A 15972-nucleotide genomic window follows, 5' to 3' on the forward strand; every position below is an offset into this window, starting at 1 on the left:
GGAAAAAGGCAAATTTGCAGTTAGCAGATTTGCCTTTTTTATGTTTACTTCAAAATCTCTTTCAGGAACATCAGGGTGTGGTTCCATGCTCTTTTCGCCATAGTTTCATTATAATCCGGTGATTTTGGATCTGTGAAAGTGTGTTTTGAGTGGGCGTAAGTGATAATTTGCCAGTCGGCATTTCCTTCATTCATCTCTTTGATGAGGTTATTGTAATCATCTGGAGTTACACCTCTGTCATCAGCTGGATTTTCAACCAGTATTTTAGCAGTTAATACTTCATTTTTTCTGTTCTGATCTCTCCCCAGACTTCCATGGATAGAAACTACTCCTGCAATAGGCAGATGTCCTCTGGCTGATTCTAATGCTCCGGTACCACCAAAGCAATAGCCAATAACAGCTGTTTTGTCAGAAATTGCTCCGTTTTTCTTCAGCTGTTCCAAAGCCAGTGAAATTCTTTTCTGGTATTCGTTATAATTCTGTTTGTAGTATCCTGAACTTTTAGCAGCAGATTCATTATCTGCAGGAATTTTTCCTTCACCATAAATATCAGCGATAAAAGCGATGTAACCTTGCTTTTCTAGTTCAAGAGCGGCTGTTTTAGCTTCTTCATCAATCCCTTTCCAGGCTGGGAGAATAAGAACTCCCGGAAGTTTCTTTCCTGCATTGGAGGTAATTAAGCCATTCAGTTTCTGTGCTCCGTCCTGATAGGAAACTGTTTTAAGTTTCTGACTGAAAAGGGTTCCTGAAGCCATAATCATTGTAGTTAATAAGATGGAACGTATCATATTATTTTATTTTGTAATTTTTTGAAATCCTCAACTAAATTAATGAAAATAACTTATTGCGGAGTATTGTTTCTCTGAAGTTCCCACTTCTTATTTTTATATTCATATATTACACTGTTTTGATTATAGCTTGCTTTAATTTTATAAGGAGTAATAAAATCTAATAAGATGTTAATTGGGAATTCAGTGGTGCTTGCCTGTTTGCCTTTTATCTTTATTTTGTAGGATTCCGAATCATAGTATTTTATAAGATAATCGAAATTTTTATTACCGATTATTTTGCGATATGCATTAATACTTTCAGGGATAATAGATGTTGACAAATAGATATCCATACCATATTTTGTACGGGCATATTCAAGGACGTTTTTATTCCAAAATCTGATGATCAGAAAATTATATCCGGGAGAAATACCCTCATCAGGCGTATCAATATCAATGTAAGACTTTTTGTCTATGTATTGAATATGGAAAAAAGCTTTTCGGCCAGCAAGATCTTTTTTAGATATTGTTTGTACAAGATCATCTAAAACTCTCTTGTTGATCATGTTGTAAATACCTTCAATATTTTTAACATTCATCTTGATCTTCTCCATTCGGATATTGACGTCATCGTTCCCAAAAGAACAAACTATTACATGACATCCATTAGCATGAGCCGGCCCCGGAACTGTAGGACATGCATCATCTTTATCCAAAATACCATCACCATCTGTATCCTCCCATGGGCAACCGTTGTTTTCTATGGGGCCTTTAACAGTAGGGCAGTTATCATCCTTATCTATTATGCCATCCTTATCAGTATCCTGCCATGGACAACCGTTATTTTCTATTGGGCCTGCTTCTATCGGGCATTTATCAAGATACAATGGAATATTGTCTTTATCTTCGTCAGAAAGGCAATGTTTTTTATTGAATTCTTTACGGCATTTTCTTAATGTTTCTTTGTTTTCAATACTTTGTGCGTGAGAGTAAATTCCCACGAAGATCAACAGCAATAAAATCTTTCTCATAGTTATAAAAAAATCCTCACCTAAATTAGTTAAATACAATTTAATAGTGAGGACGGTAAATATTATAAAATTTTTATTGATCTGAACTGAAAATGCCTAGCTTGATTAATTCCTGCTCCAGATTGGTGTCAGATGTAACCTGAACAGTAATGAATCCCAGTGACTGTGCCATTTCAATATTCTTTGCATTATCATCAATGAAAACTGATTCTTCAGCCTTGATATTGTATCTGTCTAACAGAACATGCCATATTTTAGGATCAGGTTTGATTAGTTTTTCTGTTCCAGAAACAACAATTTTGCCCTCAAAAATCTGAAAGAAGTCATAGTTTTCCAATGCGTAAGGAAAGGTTTCTTCAGACCAGTTGGTGAGCCCGAACAGGTTATAGTCTGTATTTTTAAGTTTTCTGAGAACTTCTACATTTTGTGGAATATCGCTTTTCAACATTACCGGCCAGTTGTCATAAAAAGCGCGGATTTCTTTTTCCCATTCCGGGAATTTTTTCACCTGAATTTCTGTTCCTTCAGCAAGACTTCTTCCTCTGTCCTGTTCTACATTCCATTCATCCTGTGCGATATGTTCCAGGAAGAATTCCATTTTTTCATTATCGTTAAAATAATCTTTGAAAAAATATCTCGGATTCCAGTCCATAAGTACACCTCCGAAATCGAATATGATGTTTTTTATTTTCATAATGTTTAATATTGTTGTGAAGTAGTAGTGTTTTTGTGAACCACCCGTCAAAAATTCTTTGAATTTTCACCACCCCTCCAAAGGATGGGAATTCTTTACTGTTCCAATCAATATTGGTAAACGGAAATGATTTTGTACTATTCCGTTCTGTAAAACTGATACTGTCCATCCTTATAATAAGCATTGATATGCTGAAGACCATTGGTAAGAATAATTTCTCTGGCTCCGATAATGGAATTGTATCTGGCGGTCTGCTCAAATGTCTTTTCCGTTAATTTGATTTGCGGCGCTTTACATTCGATCAGAATTATAGGTTCTGTTTTCTCGGTCACCAGAAGGTCAATACGTTTGGTCAATCCATTCAGGACTATCTTTTTTTCGGTGATCAGGGCTGAGGTAGAATAGGACTTTACAGTAAGATAATAATGTATCCAGTGCTGTCTTACCCATTCCTCAGGAGTGAGCAGAAGATAAGTTTTACGAACTAAATCATAAATAAAAAACTTATCTTTGTCTTTCTTGAATTTAAAATCAAAAGTTTCCTGAAAATTCAGTTTTGGAAGTTCCATTAATAAGATGAAAGAATTAGATTTAATCCTCAAAAATATTAAAAATAAAGAAGTTTTACCTATTTATTTTTTCCACGGAGAAGAAGCTTACTTTATTGATGTCGCTGTGAAAGCCCTTGAGCATAACTTTTTGGAAGAAGATGAGAAAGCTTTCAACCAAACAGTTACCTACGGAAAAGATACTTCTTATCAGGAAGTCCTTTCTCTGGCAAGACAGTTTCCAATGATGGGAGACAAGCAGGTGATTATCGTGAAAGAAGCTCAGGATTTGCGATTCAATGAAGAGGAAAACAGAATTTTAGAATCTTATGTAGAAAACCCTGTTCCTTCTACTGTATTGGTTTTTGCGCATAAACACAAGAAACTGGACAGCCGGAAAAAGGCTGCTAAAGCTCTGGATAAAGCCAAAGCTCTTTTTCTGAGTGAATCTGTAAAAGAAAGCAATCTTCCTAAGTGGATTTCAGATGAATGTGCGAAATTTAAAATCAATACAGCACCTAATATTTCCCATCTTCTGGCAGAATATCTGGGTAATGACCTGTCAAGAATTGTCAATGAGCTCAACAAATTAAAGATCATTCTTAAAGAAGGAGAAATCCTTGACGGAACGATTGTTGAAAACCATATCGGAATCAGTAAAGAATATAACATTTTTGAACTTCAAAAAGCGTTGGGAACCAAAAATGCGAATGCTGCTTTTAAAATTGCCCATTTTATGGGAAAGAACCCGAAAAACAATCCTTTTGTAATGATGCTGGCAAGCCTTTACAATTACTTTTCAAACGTTATTATCTATCAAACGATGGCTGGGCAGTCTCCACAGACCATTGCTTCCCAAATGGGCGTAAATCCTTACTTTATTAAAGATTATGCAGAAAGTGCGAGACTTTATCCTTTGAAACACGCCACAAGAGTCATTTCTATTCTCCGGGAGTTTGATATGAAAGGAAAAGGACTTGGAGCAGTGAATATGGGAGAGGCGGAACTCATCAGAGAGCTGGTATATAAGATTATCAATGTAGATAAAATTAAGATGAAGGTGTGAGACGGGATACGAGTTTCGTGATTCGTGATTCGAGATAGCGAGATGAGTTTGTGATACTTGATGCGGATATGAAAACAAAAGTTTTAATTTTTATATTAAAGACCAAATCCTGTAACCCAACCCCAGAACTCTAATCTACTCTATAACAATTACTATCGAAATTCAACATATCAGATATTGACAAGTATCATTAAAATAACTTTAAGGAGAAATTAAAAATTCCGAAATTAGCAGTCTTAATTCAAATTAAATCTTTTCGAACAAAGTAAATTATGGAGCAAAACATTTTAGATTGTGTGATCGTTGGATCTGGGCCTTCTGGCTTCACCGCTGCTATCTATGCAGCAAGAGCAGACCTTAAACCTGAATTGTATACAGGTTTGGAGCCAGGCGGACAATTAACTACAACCACAGAAGTGGATAACTTTCCAGGGTATCCAGCTGGGATTACAGGTCCTGAAATGATGATGGATCTGCAAAAACAGGCAGAAAGATTTGATACCAAAGTTCATTATGAAATGATCACTAAAGCTGAATTCTCTAAGGAAGTTGGCGGTGTTCACAAATTATATGCAGGAAACAAAGAGATCCTTGCCAAAACAGTAATTATCTCTACTGGCGCTACAGCAAAATATTTAGGTCTTGATGATGAGAAAAAATATGCAGGAGGTGGAGTTTCTGCTTGTGCTACGTGTGACGGATTCTTCTACAGAGGAAAAGATGTAGTAGTAGTAGGAGCAGGAGATACAGCAGCTGAAGAGGCTACTTACCTTGCCAAATTATGTAAGAAAGTAACATTATTGGTGAGAAAAGACGTTTTCAGAGCTTCAAAAGCAATGGTTCACAGAGTGGAAAGTACTCCGAATATCGAAGTGAAATTTCACCATGAATTAATCGGGATTGAAGGAGAAAACAGTTTGGTAGAAAGAGCAGTGATCATCAATAACCAGACTCAGGAGAAATCTACAGTAGAGGTTGAAGGAATCTTTATCGCGATCGGTCACAAGCCAAATACTGATATTTTCGCAGGTCAGATAGATCTTGATGAGAATGGATATATCTTAACAGAAAAAGGTTCTACAAGAACAAATCTTCCGGGAGTATTTGCGGCTGGAGATGTTCAGGATCATATCTACAGACAGGCTATTACAGCTGCAGGAAGCGGATGTATGTCTGCCATGGATGCTGAAAAATATTTAGCTGAATTACACTAATAGTATTCAGTTTATACAATACAAAGCGTGCCCGATGGGTGCGCTTTTTTGTTATAATTTTTCCTGAAATAATATGATGTTTTCAAATTTTTTGAACCATTAAGGAAATTGAAGCTGTGAAGGAAAGTTAAGGAAACATCAAAGACGCTTTAAGAGCACACTGTTTCACCCTAATATTCTTAAACATTTAATTTTTCTTAGTGGTTTAAGTGCTTCAATTTCGAACATGGCTCTCATCAAATATTCAATGAAAATTCATGAAATATCTAATGAAAACATTAATATATTTGTGAAATTGCAAAACGATTACAAATTGCATGTAAGAAACTATAAACTGAACAAAAACGGATAAAAAATGAAAAGAGTAACTGCTATCGGAGGCATCTTCTTTAAGTGTAAAGACCCGGAACAAGTAAATGAATGGTACAAAACCCATCTCGGATTACCAACCAGTCCATATGGTGCCAAATTCGACTGGAAAGACGAAGAATCTGATAAGAAAGGATATACACTATGGAGCCCTTTTAAAGAGTCTACCCAATATTTTGAACCTTCATCAAAAGAATTCATGATCAATTACCATGTAGAGAATATCGAAGCATTGGTAAAGGAACTAAAGAAAGAAGGTGTAACTGTCCTGGATGAGGTCGCTACATATGAATATGGAAAGTTTGTACACATTCTTGATCCGGAAGGAAATAAAATAGAATTATTCGAACCTGCTGGAGAGTAAAAGGTGGAGGATGTTTGTCATTCAGAGTGGAACAAAGTGAAGCGTGGAATCTAAAGTATTTTAAAAAAGCTGGGATTACTGTGAAATGACAAACAATACAACTTAAGACACAATCATTTCCCTCCCTTGGAGGGGTGGCGAGAATTCAAAGAATTTTTGACTGGGTGGTTTCCCTCACACTCAAGCCTCTCCAAATTGTCATTCTGACGAAGGAAAAATCTCAAACTTTAAGATTCTCTTTCGTCAGAACGACAGTTTTACAATATTGCCTTAATTCTTAATCCAAAATATAAATCTTTTTCTCCTTAAGGTTGAATCCCAGTTTTTTACCCAGCCAGTTGATACTTGTTTTACCTTCATAAATAAGACCTTCCACAAAAGAGACTTTAGGTTTTTCAACAGTAGCAAAAGGAGTAGAAATAGAGCCAATATCACCGATATAAAACTTGGTCGTCAGATCGGGATTAAACTCACTTTTCTTTTCCATCATCTGAAGTGTTTCTTTTTTGATGTCCAGTATATTCACCAGGTGTTCACTCAGCCAGAAAGAATCTTTGCCAGAACCGGAATCCAGAAGAACATTAATCTTATATTTATTGTTCAGGAGCACGTAAGTGGTAATATCCATAGACTGGTCAGCATTGGTAGACAGCTGTATATCCATTACTTTCTTACTGGCCAGCTTTTCTTTTGGAAATATAAGCTCATTCGTAGTATAATCGATGATAAACTCTGTGTCATAGAGCATTGGAAGGGAAATCAAACCATCAATTCCTTTGATCTCCATATCATGAGTGGAGTACCAGGTATCCTTAAATTTCTTACCATTAAAAATAATCTCTTTCGATTTGAAAAGAGGAATAGTCATCTTTTCACCAGTAGCCCGGAAAGCCGTCAGATAATTATAAGTCTCTTTTGGACCAAGTTGTTTGGAAAAATTTCCCAGAAAAAGATTGATTCCTCCGCCGGTATCAAAGATGAAATTTCCCTTTTTACCATCTATTTCAGCTCCTACAATCAGATGGCCGGAGGGAAGGACAGATATAGGCATTTTCTGAGCAAAAGCCATAGAGGAAATAGCTAGTGAGGCAGTAACAATCGTGTTTTTAATAAAAGATTGAGTAAACATTTGAAAGATATTGTTATTAGTTTTTAATATTCTGATGAATCCTTACAAATATAAATTATAAAATGTAAAATTGAGTACAGGATGTCGGATAGTTTTATGATTCATGATCTTTTATAATATTTTTGGATCATTTCTAAAAGTCTTTCTGTTCATGGTAATAAATGGCTTCATACTTGAAGTAAAATTCCTACATTTAGCAACTAATCAAAAAGAATATGGAAACAAAAGTCATCAAAATAACACACGTTACCGGAACCTACATTATTGAAGCTCCCCATGGAAAACTTAATGATCTGAAAAGCCAGCTGGACAAGTGCCTGAACGATGAGCAGGGGGCTATTGTGATAAAGGGAGATGATGGAGATCAGTTTGTATACCCATCTGATCTTTTAAAAAACAGCTTCATTGCAATCGTAGACAAGGAATAGATGATATGTTCGTGAAAAATAATTCCCTTGATTTCTAGTCTATTATTACGTTTTGTTAAAATTTGTGTGGCAAAAGTTTTGCGGGAATTAAAAATCGTTCTATATTTGCACCACTGAAAACAACGGTATAGCCGGAGTTTAGGGAGAGTTGGCAGAGTGGTCGATTGCGGCAGTCTTGAAAACTGTTGACTGTAACAGGTCCGGGGGTTCGAATCCCTCACTCTCCGCAAAAAAAGCCTTGAATCATTTGATTCAAGGCTTTTTTATTTTCATATATCTCTTTTTTATTTTTTTGTTCCAAGATGAATTTTAATATTACACTGTGCTAATTTCAACAAAGAATCATTTGTAACAGCCAAAATAGGAGAACTGCACATTATGAAGTACCAGAAAGTGATTTCTTCTCCATAGAAATATAATATTTTTGTAGGGCAGGTCTTATTTATCATCTTTATTTAAATATATTTGAGTATAAAACTTATAAGGCTAAGCTTATATGACACAACCCCTATTATTTTTCTCAACCGGATACTTTATCTATATTGGCTGTGCTATTGACACTGTTGTTCACGAGCATCATGCAATACAGATTGCTATAAGTCTTGATAATGAAATAGAGGTGATATCATCCGGCTCTGTTATGAAATATAAGGCTGTTGTCATTAATTCTGATGAATCGCATGAATGCAGAACCTATGATAATACATTCTTATTGATTAATATTGATCCTGAATGTAAAATTGGGACGGGTCTTAAAAAAACTTATTTGTCAGGACAAAAAATCACACGATTACCTGAATCAACCGTGGAAGAATTATTGGAGGATATCAAACCGCTGCTGGAAAGTAATATGTCGGTTGATCCACTTTTCAATACAATACTTCAATTTCTTCAGAAGCTATCAAATACTGATGAAACCAAAGAAATGGATGAAAGGATCGTCAAGGTTCTGGAGATTCTGAAGCAGCCCGGAATTGAGCCTCTGAAGATTGAGAATTTATCATCTGCAGTCTATCTTTCTCCAGGCAGACTGATTCATTTATTTACAGAACAGGTGGGTATTCCTATGAGGAAGTATATTCTGTGGGCGAGACTTTTAAGGGCATTACAATATATTTTTGATGGCCATAATCTCACAGATTCGGCTCTGGAAGCTGGTTTTTCAGATGCTCCACATTTCAACCGTACCTTCAGGAGGATGTTTGGGCAGTCACCTACATTGTTGTTGCAGAATAGCCAAATCATACAAGCGTATATAAAATAGCTGCAGCATCTTTGCCTATATAATCTAAATCTAATATTATGTTTGCCATTAACCATGCTGCAACAGCTTTGTTGATTAAAAAAAACAACCCCAAACTGCCACTGTTCCCGCTGTTGGTTTCCGTACAGCTTGTAGAAGTATGCTGGGTATTTTTCAACTATCTGGGTTGGGAACACTTTTCAATTTCCGGGGGTAGGGTACATCTTGACTTTCTGCCGTATTCACATTCTATTTTTTCAGGAATTGCTGCTGCGGTACTTTCATTTTGTGTGATCAACTGGGGGTATAAAAACAGAAAACTAGCGCTGGCATTTGCTATTGGAGTTCTGTCTCATGTTGTCATTGATGTGATTTTTCATGAGAAGGATATTCAGCTTTCGCCCTTTTCTGCCAAACCGGTTTTAGGACTCGGAATTCTAGATTATCCTATTCTGAATTTCATTATTGAACTTGCCTATGGGATATTCTGCTGGTGGTATTTTAAAGGAAATAAAGCATTGCTTTGGGTAATTATTATATTCAATGTCCTTGATCTACCAATGATGCTGGCACACGGGGATACATTAGCTCCTTTTGTCAGATATCCTTTCATTTTACCTTCAGTTATCCTATTTCAGATCCTTATTACATGGTATTTTGTTTACCGGTATGCCAATTCAAAAAATGATAAGAACAGCCGCCCTGCCATTGGTGAAATTTAATCATCCAGTAATTTATGAGAATGTTTCCCGTTAGAAAAAATTAAATAATAAAAGCATCACAAATTTAGTGAAGCTTTTATTATTCTTCCTGCCAGATTAATCATGATACCATTTCTTTTTTAATAATAAACTTGCTTTTACAAGAAGTATTAGCACCGGAACTTCTACCAAAGGGCCAATCACTCCTACAAATGCCTGTGGAGAATGGATTCCGAAGACAGAGATTGCAACAGCAATGGCCAGTTCAAAATTGTTTCCGGTGGCTGTAAAGGCTATAGATGCATTTTTATCATAAGGTATTTTTAATGACTTATTGATCATAAAACTCACGAAAAACATCAGAATAAAATAGATCATCAGGGGGAGCGCTACTTTAATTACATCTGCAGGCAGTTCCAGTATTTTTGAGCCTTTTAGGCTAAACATCAGTATGATTGTAAACAATAAAGCATACAGCGTAACGGGTGATATTTTTGGAATGAATTTTCTGTTGTACCATTCCTCTCCTTTAGATTTTATCAGAAAATAACGACTGAGAAAACCCGCTAAAAAAGGAATTCCAAGGTATATAAGGACACTTTCAGTAATATCTTTCACAGACACATTTACATTGAAATTGGCCAGACCTAATTGAGTGGGCAGTACATTAATAAATAACCACACCATAAAGCTGTATGTAAACACCTGAAAGATACTGTTTAAGGCAACCAACAACGCCGCATATTCTCTGTTTCCTTTGGCCAGATCATTCCAGACGATGACCATAGCAATACATCTTGCCAGCCCGATAAGAATCAGACCTGCCATATAATCAGGTTCATTCCTTAAAAAGAGGATCGCGAGACCGAACATCAGAGTAGGACCAATAATCCAATTGAGCAATAAAGAAACCCCAATTACTTTTTTATCTTTAAATGCCAATGGCAGAAGAGAATAGTCAACTTTTGCCAATGGGGGATACATCATAAGAATGAGTCCTATTGCCAGAGGAATATTGGTAGTTCCTACAGACTGGGAATTGATGAGGTTAGGAATAGAAGGAAACAAATGTCCCAAAGAAATCCCCAAACCCATCGCAATGAATATCCATAACGTGAGATAACGATCCAGAAACTTTAATCTTGGCTGCATGATTATTTTTTGATTTTAGAAAAAACATAGAACATTTCTTCTGCAATTTGTAAGCTTCGCTTTGTATATACACCTGTTTGTTCAGGGGTATTGTCTGAAACTTTTGGGTCTTCAAATGTGATAGGAATTCTTTTTTCTGCTCCGGGGATGAACGGACATCCGCCATCTGCCTGCGAACAGGTCATAATTGCTGCAAATCCGGAAACGGGATTGAAAGGACTGTCATATTTTTTTGAAAAACCTATAACGGGGAGGGTATTGTCATCATATTTTATGGCATATATGGGATTATCTGAAATTGCAATACTGAATACTGTAAAACCCTGCTCAGCTAAAGTTTCTGCTATCTTGGGGAATAATGCCGTTGTTTCCGTACCTCCGGAGTAGCTATGAACTCCCGGGATCGTAAAAAAAGCAGCCGCTGCCTGTGCCCAAACCTGCGTCAAATGACTACGGCGCGAATTGTGCGTGCAGATAAAATTCAGATTGACTTCCTTTCCCTCATTTACTTTTTGCTGAATGTAGCTAATCAATGGTTCCAGAATCTCTTTTCTGCTGGTCTCTATATTTTCCCATTGTAAAGATTGAACCGTGTTTAATAATTCTTGATACATCTATCTATTTTATAAGGTTTAATTAGCAGCAGCCTGAAGCCGGATTGCAAGCTGATGTTGGGTTTGCAGACAATTCAGAAAGATTTTTCTTTTGTTTTTCAGAAGGAATTCCGCATGCTTCCTGAGCAAGACAGGCTGTTGTTTTGTTTTTCAGGACAAAATTTTTACCGTTAAATTCCAGATCATATTTACCGATAGTTTCTCCCTGATATTCTACTTCAATTTCTGAATTTTCTATTCCCAGTTTTTCTTCAGAAAGTTGAATGATATGCAGCAGTTTTCCCGGTTTCAGACGGTGTTCATAATCATCAGCATCCCATAGCTGAAAGTTGACCGCCTTTTCATTTCGGATTACACCGCCACAATCTATGAAGTTTTTTGTAATCTGACCTACTTCTGTTACATGGAAATGCTCAGGTACAAAAGTGCCGTTTTCCAATTGAAATTCTACATTTTCCAGTGTCGGAAGGATTTTTTTGATTTCGGATAGTTTCATTAGATTAAAATTTATTAGTGTTATATTGCAATATTACGATTATGTTGTTCAAAAAAAATGCCTTAACAGCATTGTTTTATCGTAACATCCTGATTAAAAAACAGGTTGAATTCGTTTTGAAATTGTTTCCAGGTACTTTCATTAATACAGTAGCATACTGATTTTCCTTCAATTGAACCTTTGATGATTCCGATATTCTTCAGCTCTTTTAAATGTTGCGAGATAGTAGCCTGAGCCAAACCAAGCTCTTCAACCAAATCATTACAGATGCATGCCTTTTGATTAATAATATATTGTAAAATAGCTATTCTGGCAGGATGTCCCAAAACTTTAAGAAGGGAAGCTAATCTGTTTTGTTCGTCAGTATAGATTTCTGTTTTAGTAACTCCCATTATTTTTTTTATTTTAATATTGCAATATTACGATATTAAAATATGATAAACATGAAAAACTTAATTAATTTTAGCGATTTGTTTTTAAGTAGCTGATTTGCAGTTAGTTAAAATTATTGATAAGTTGTAATGTCGAAAATAAAAAAGATGAAACAGGGATATGCTTCATCTTTTGATTTGTTTTATGGTAAACTAATCTTTTTGCCTTGTTCCGGGAAAATATAATTTACTTTTAAAGGATTGTTTTTCAAGAGTTCCTTTTTGATAAGTTCAGGGTTATCACCAGTTGGTTTTCTATGGGTAATTACAATACTGAGGCTTTCAAGGCTGCTTTGTCCTGTCTTTTCTTTCAGTTTGCTTAATTCTTCAATCAACAGATTAGGAGTAAGGTGGCCAAACAGCAGATGTTCAGGCTGGCTGTTTGGGAAAGAAACTTCTATTAATATGGTGTTCAGCTGTCTTTTTTTAACAAGAGGAGCGATAGTATTCCAAAGGAGATCAAGACGGTCGGACTTTTCGATGCGGTCAGCACCTGTATCGCCCAGATAAAGAAGATAATGATCATCTCTTCTTACCAGTGCAGCACTGCTTTTATAAGGATTTACATGGCTCAGTTCATATCCTGTTATAAAAAACGGAGTTTTGTGAGCCGGGATTTCAGTTCCTTCCTGAAGTTCATTATAATGGTATTTTCCAAGGATAGGTTTTTGACCCTGATCGGCAAAATTAATCCAGGTATCCGTGATGAAATAGTGATTTTGTAAAATCTGAATCACCGGAGCTATAGCGAAAATATCCTTTTTAGAATCTGCCGGAGAATTGATGATAAGCCCTGATAAATGATCCAAATGACCATGGGATACAAAATATCCTTTTATCTGATCCTTGAGAACTGTTTCTGCAGATCCGTCAAGACTTTTCAGTTGAATAGCTTTTCGTATTCCTGCATTTACAGTACCGGCATCAAGGCAGAGAAATGCATTGTCTTTCGGAGCGCCTACCAGATAGGCTGATAAATTGTCTTCCTGCTCTCCACCATAAATCCCTAAGGGAATGACATCAAAATTTTGTGCATGGCAAATAATATTCAGAAGAAGAGCTAATAAAGAAACTGCTGTTTTTTTCATAATACTTACACTGGAAACCATCCTTTACTTGATGGACAGAGCAAATTTACGTTATTTTTTGGCGACTGCCTTTCAGTTGTATTAACAAATAGAGCATAATTCGGGTAAGTATTTTAAAATCTGACTAGATAATACTTTGTCTTATAAATGAATAAAGCCCGCCGAACAATCGGCAGACTTTTCTATTTGGAAAATTATTTTATTGCGGTTGCTGCTGCGTTACACAATGTACCATTCCGCCATTGGCAAATAAATTACGGCAGTCTATTCCAACAACCTGTTTACCGGGATACAGCTGTTGGATAATATTGTTGGCAACGGCATCATTCGGATCATTATAATTAGGGACCAATACGCGGTTGTTTGCGATGTAATAATTGATGTAAGAAGCACGGCCTACATTTTTTCCGTAAGTGGTTATCACATCATTTCTGGTTAACGGAACTTTTACAAACTGGTAAGGAGAACCATTTTTTGCAGTAGCATCATATAATTTATCAATGTCGCCGTCAGGAACCTGCCAGTAGTTAAGATCATTAGGATTCATTGTGATAATAGTAGATGAATTTGCAAATCGGGCAAAACCGTCAATATGCATATCGGTGATATCAAGACCCGCTTTTCCATTCAGCCAGATAAATTTAGTTACGCCTAGGTTTTTGGTAAAAATAGCTTCTGCCTGTTGTTGCGTCATCCCAGGATTTCTGTTGTTATTAAGGATGGAACTTTTACAGGCCATCAATACTCCGTTTCCGTCAATTTCTACACTTCCGCCTTCATTGATCATCACAGAATTGAGGTTGATTTTAGGTATATTGGTGTCTGTCGCTATTTTTGAAGGAATTGCATTACACCTGCTGTAATCGGCTTTGTTACCCCAGCCGTTAAATCCCCAGTCCTGAATGTATAGCTGGCCATTTTGATCCTTTACATAAATGGGGCCATTATCTCTTACCCAAAAATCATCTGTCTGATAAAGCTTGAAATTGATATTGGTAAGGGGAACTCCTGCATTGTTTAATAACCCTGTGATACGAGCTTTTTCTATACTGTCGTAAGCAATGATATGAACTTTTTCACTTTGTACAAGTTCTTTGGTCATTGCTACCCAGGTTGCATCCAATCGGTTACGGTAAGTCGTTCCATACTGATAATGGTGAGGCCATTGAAGCCATGTTCCTTCGTGTGGAGCTGATTCTTCAGGCATTTTGTAAGCAGCAGCACCGGGATTTGTTGTATCTGGAGGTTCTGGTAATTGTGTCTGAGAACAGGAAAGTAAAATAGCTGGTAATAACAGTGACATGATTTTCTTTTTTTGCATAATTGGTTGATTTTTTAACAGGGCAAAATTAGATCGATAAAAATGTGAAAACTTGTCCCAAATTGACAACTTACTTCAAAGGCAGTAAAATATAAGTTAACTGATTTTCCTGTTTATCTTCATTGTCAGCATGTCTTTCGTACTTTTCTATGATAGGAGCGTGTGAAAATTCAAGACCGGAATTAAAAATCCAGCGGGAATAGATTTTAGTATATGTTTCGTCTATTGTTTCATAGCTGCCTGTATGGGTAAAGCGGGCATATTTCCCTCCAAATATTGTTTTTGAAGGCAGTTTTTTGTTGATAGACTGTACAGAAGAACATGCATCATACCGGCAGTTGATTTCTGTTTTAATCAAGGGTTCGTCTGCTATTACGCCAAAATATTCTGTTCCGGAATCGGGAAACTTATTTTCCATAAATTTTTTCCACAGTACTTCAATTTCTTCGTTGTTATAATAGGTTTTAATACTCTGATAGTATACCTGCAATGATTTAAGATAGACAATCTCCGGCTCCAGCAGTTCATCAGATGTTATCGGAATGATCTCGTCTTCACATAAAAGTTTTTCCTTACTTAATCTTGCTGCTTTTGGAGAAATCCCGAAATGCTGTTTAAAAGCTTTGGAAAAAGAAGCGATATTGGAAAAACCTACTTCAATAGCAATAGAGGTGAGATTTTCCTGGGTATAAAGAATCCGTTTATAAGCATTTTCTACCTTTAATCTTTGCTGAAAAGCACCTATTGTTTCTCCGCAGCTGTACTTAAAAATACGCTGGATATTCCGGTAAGAATAATGTGAGATATCTTCCAGTTCCTTTACAGAAACAGGCCGGTCATAATTCTTTTCCATGAAATTGATAACTCTGTAAATAGAATTCAGGTTGTCTTCCATAAGCTTTGAAATTTTCAGAAATAAACAGCTGGAAATAATTTACAAATAAAAGAAATAAAAAAATGTCTTAGCAATATTGTATTTTAGCTTTCGGTAAAAATAAATTTCAGCATAAAAATTTTTGCCATTTTAAAAACCAAAAACCGACCAAAAAACTTGAAATAAACCATGGAAAAAGAATTATCACAATTAACAGATCATGAATTATTAGAAAAGAAAAAAGAAATCAAATCCAATAATATTCTCAATGCTGTGCTTCTGGGAGTAATGGTAGGTATTTCGATTTATAGCACTATAACTGGCGGCTTTGGATTTTTGACCGTTTTGCCATTATTTTTTGTAGGTTCTATTGCCAGCCGCTGGAATAAAAACAAGAAACAATTAGAAGAAGAACTGAACTCCAGAAATCTGAAATAAA

18 protein-coding genes, 1 tRNA gene and 1 pseudogene are annotated in these 15972 nt (G+C 36.0%); 8 read left to right on the forward strand and 12 right to left on the reverse strand.

Going from position 1 to position 15972, the window contains the following annotated elements:
- Positions 1–44: 44 nt before the first annotated feature.
- The 4 genes and pseudogenes from KYG33_RS00580 to KYG33_RS00595 form a co-directional block, all read right to left on the reverse strand.
- Positions 45–788 carry a dienelactone hydrolase family protein gene (locus KYG33_RS00580; protein WP_077414830.1) on the reverse strand — a complete coding sequence of 248 codons (744 nt, stop codon included), beginning with the start codon at positions 786–788 and terminating at the stop codon, positions 45–47.
- 641 nt (positions 789–1429) lie between these two features.
- Positions 1430–1681, reverse strand: a pseudogene (locus KYG33_RS00585) (thrombospondin type 3 repeat-containing protein); the annotation flags it as partial.
- 193 nt (positions 1682–1874) lie between these two features.
- On the reverse strand, positions 1875–2495 hold the full coding sequence (locus KYG33_RS00590) for an HAD family hydrolase (protein ID WP_077414828.1): 621 nt from the start codon (positions 2493–2495) through the stop codon (positions 1875–1877).
- A 137-nt stretch (positions 2496–2632) separates the two neighbouring features.
- The gene (locus KYG33_RS00595) at positions 2633–3064 is read right to left on the reverse strand and encodes a type I restriction enzyme HsdR N-terminal domain-containing protein (RefSeq protein WP_077414826.1); all 432 of its coding nucleotides are present in this window, start codon (positions 3062–3064) and stop codon (positions 2633–2635) included.
- Between the two features lie 7 nt (positions 3065–3071).
- Between KYG33_RS00595 and holA the strand changes: the two genes are divergently transcribed.
- From holA to KYG33_RS00610, 3 genes are all read left to right on the forward strand, one after another.
- Positions 3072–4109, forward strand: a complete 1038-nt coding sequence (gene holA, locus KYG33_RS00600) for a DNA polymerase III subunit delta (RefSeq protein ID WP_077414824.1) — start codon at positions 3072–3074, stop codon at positions 4107–4109.
- A gap of 272 nt (positions 4110–4381) precedes the next feature.
- Positions 4382–5323: a thioredoxin-disulfide reductase gene (gene trxB, locus KYG33_RS00605; protein WP_077414822.1), complete on the forward strand. Its 942-nt coding sequence runs from the start codon at positions 4382–4384 to the stop codon at positions 5321–5323.
- A gap of 355 nt (positions 5324–5678) precedes the next feature.
- Entirely contained in the window at positions 5679–6056 is a 378-nt protein-coding gene (locus tag KYG33_RS00610; protein ID WP_219072476.1) for a VOC family protein, read from the forward strand.
- Between the two features lie 277 nt (positions 6057–6333).
- Here KYG33_RS00610 and KYG33_RS00615 read toward each other — a convergent pair whose 3' ends face one another.
- Positions 6334–7185 (reverse strand): hypothetical protein, encoded by an 852-nt coding sequence (locus KYG33_RS00615; protein WP_139348481.1) that lies wholly within the window; start codon positions 7183–7185, stop codon positions 6334–6336.
- A 215-nt stretch (positions 7186–7400) separates the two neighbouring features.
- On the opposite strand from KYG33_RS00615, the gene KYG33_RS00620 reads away from it, so the two are divergent.
- The 4 genes from KYG33_RS00620 (at position 7401) to KYG33_RS00635 (ending at position 9578) form a co-directional block, all read left to right on the forward strand.
- On the forward strand, positions 7401–7613 hold the full coding sequence (locus KYG33_RS00620) for a glyceraldehyde-3-phosphate dehydrogenase (protein WP_077414816.1): 213 nt from the start codon (positions 7401–7403) through the stop codon (positions 7611–7613).
- A 142-nt stretch (positions 7614–7755) separates the two neighbouring features.
- Positions 7756–7840: transfer RNA gene (locus tag KYG33_RS00625), tRNA-Ser, on the forward strand.
- Positions 7841–8109: 269 nt separating this feature from the next.
- Entirely contained in the window at positions 8110–8877 is a 768-nt protein-coding gene (locus KYG33_RS00630; RefSeq protein WP_219072477.1) for a helix-turn-helix transcriptional regulator, read from the forward strand.
- Positions 8878–8915: 38 nt separating this feature from the next.
- Positions 8916–9578, forward strand: coding sequence for a hypothetical protein (locus tag KYG33_RS00635; RefSeq protein ID WP_077414812.1), 663 nt, complete (start codon positions 8916–8918; stop codon positions 9576–9578).
- Between the two features lie 96 nt (positions 9579–9674).
- Here KYG33_RS00635 and arsB read toward each other — a convergent pair whose 3' ends face one another.
- The 7 genes from arsB to KYG33_RS00670 form a co-directional block, all read right to left on the reverse strand.
- The gene (gene arsB, locus KYG33_RS00640; protein WP_219072478.1) at positions 9675–10709 is read right to left on the reverse strand and encodes an ACR3 family arsenite efflux transporter; all 1035 of its coding nucleotides are present in this window, start codon (positions 10707–10709) and stop codon (positions 9675–9677) included.
- Between the two features lie 2 nt (positions 10710–10711).
- Entirely contained in the window at positions 10712–11323 is a 612-nt protein-coding gene (locus KYG33_RS00645; RefSeq protein ID WP_077414808.1) for a protein-tyrosine-phosphatase, read from the reverse strand.
- A gap of 22 nt (positions 11324–11345) precedes the next feature.
- Positions 11346–11819: a DUF6428 family protein gene (locus tag KYG33_RS00650; protein ID WP_077414806.1), complete on the reverse strand. Its 474-nt coding sequence runs from the start codon at positions 11817–11819 to the stop codon at positions 11346–11348.
- A gap of 62 nt (positions 11820–11881) precedes the next feature.
- Positions 11882–12211 (reverse strand): ArsR/SmtB family transcription factor, encoded by a 330-nt coding sequence (locus tag KYG33_RS00655; protein ID WP_047384082.1) that lies wholly within the window; start codon positions 12209–12211, stop codon positions 11882–11884.
- Between the two features lie 182 nt (positions 12212–12393).
- Positions 12394–13338: an MBL fold metallo-hydrolase gene (locus KYG33_RS00660; RefSeq protein WP_219072479.1), complete on the reverse strand. Its 945-nt coding sequence runs from the start codon at positions 13336–13338 to the stop codon at positions 12394–12396.
- Positions 13339–13537: 199 nt separating this feature from the next.
- Positions 13538–14659 carry an agmatine/peptidylarginine deiminase gene (locus KYG33_RS00665; protein WP_219072480.1) on the reverse strand — a complete coding sequence of 374 codons (1122 nt, stop codon included), beginning with the start codon at positions 14657–14659 and terminating at the stop codon, positions 13538–13540.
- Positions 14660–14729: 70 nt separating this feature from the next.
- Positions 14730–15554 carry a GyrI-like domain-containing protein gene (locus KYG33_RS00670; RefSeq protein WP_219072481.1) on the reverse strand — a complete coding sequence of 275 codons (825 nt, stop codon included), beginning with the start codon at positions 15552–15554 and terminating at the stop codon, positions 14730–14732.
- Between the two features lie 168 nt (positions 15555–15722).
- Between KYG33_RS00670 and KYG33_RS00675 the strand changes: the two genes are divergently transcribed.
- A complete protein-coding gene (locus KYG33_RS00675) occupies positions 15723–15971 on the forward strand; it encodes a hypothetical protein (protein WP_077414800.1) in 249 nt (82 codons plus the stop codon).
- Position 15972 lies beyond the last annotated feature (1 nt).

The sequence above is a fragment of the Chryseobacterium sp. D764 genome (assembly GCF_019317325.1).
Lineage (GTDB): Bacteria > Bacteroidota > Bacteroidia > Flavobacteriales > Weeksellaceae > Chryseobacterium.

Coding starts and splice junctions, on each gene's coding strand:
- KYG33_RS00590 (WP_077414828.1), bottom strand. CDS start 2,495: ATGAAAATAAAAAACATCATATTCGATTTCGGAGGTGTACTTATGGAC.
- KYG33_RS00660 (WP_219072479.1), bottom strand. CDS start 13,338: ATGAAAAAAACAGCAGTTTCTTTATTAGCTCTTCTTCTGAATATTATT.
- KYG33_RS00635 (WP_077414812.1), top strand. CDS start 8,916: ATGTTTGCCATTAACCATGCTGCAACAGCTTTGTTGATTAAAAAAAAC.
- KYG33_RS00630 (WP_219072477.1), top strand. CDS start 8,110: ATGACACAACCCCTATTATTTTTCTCAACCGGATACTTTATCTATATT.
- KYG33_RS00595 (WP_077414826.1), bottom strand. CDS start 3,064: ATGGAACTTCCAAAACTGAATTTTCAGGAAACTTTTGATTTTAAATTC.
- KYG33_RS00645 (WP_077414808.1), bottom strand. CDS start 11,323: ATGTATCAAGAATTATTAAACACGGTTCAATCTTTACAATGGGAAAAT.
- arsB (WP_219072478.1), bottom strand. CDS start 10,709: ATGCAGCCAAGATTAAAGTTTCTGGATCGTTATCTCACGTTATGGATA.
- holA (WP_077414824.1), top strand. CDS start 3,072: ATGAAAGAATTAGATTTAATCCTCAAAAATATTAAAAATAAAGAAGTT.
- KYG33_RS00620 (WP_077414816.1), top strand. CDS start 7,401: ATGGAAACAAAAGTCATCAAAATAACACACGTTACCGGAACCTACATT.
- trxB (WP_077414822.1), top strand. CDS start 4,382: ATGGAGCAAAACATTTTAGATTGTGTGATCGTTGGATCTGGGCCTTCT.
- KYG33_RS00675 (WP_077414800.1), top strand. CDS start 15,723: ATGGAAAAAGAATTATCACAATTAACAGATCATGAATTATTAGAAAAG.
- KYG33_RS00610 (WP_219072476.1), top strand. CDS start 5,679: ATGAAAAGAGTAACTGCTATCGGAGGCATCTTCTTTAAGTGTAAAGAC.
- KYG33_RS00665 (WP_219072480.1), bottom strand. CDS start 14,659: ATGCAAAAAAAGAAAATCATGTCACTGTTATTACCAGCTATTTTACTT.
- KYG33_RS00655 (WP_047384082.1), bottom strand. CDS start 12,211: ATGGGAGTTACTAAAACAGAAATCTATACTGACGAACAAAACAGATTA.
- KYG33_RS00650 (WP_077414806.1), bottom strand. CDS start 11,819: ATGAAACTATCCGAAATCAAAAAAATCCTTCCGACACTGGAAAATGTA.
- KYG33_RS00670 (WP_219072481.1), bottom strand. CDS start 15,554: ATGGAAGACAACCTGAATTCTATTTACAGAGTTATCAATTTCATGGAA.
- KYG33_RS00615 (WP_139348481.1), bottom strand. CDS start 7,185: ATGTTTACTCAATCTTTTATTAAAAACACGATTGTTACTGCCTCACTA.
- KYG33_RS00580 (WP_077414830.1), bottom strand. CDS start 788: ATGATACGTTCCATCTTATTAACTACAATGATTATGGCTTCAGGAACC.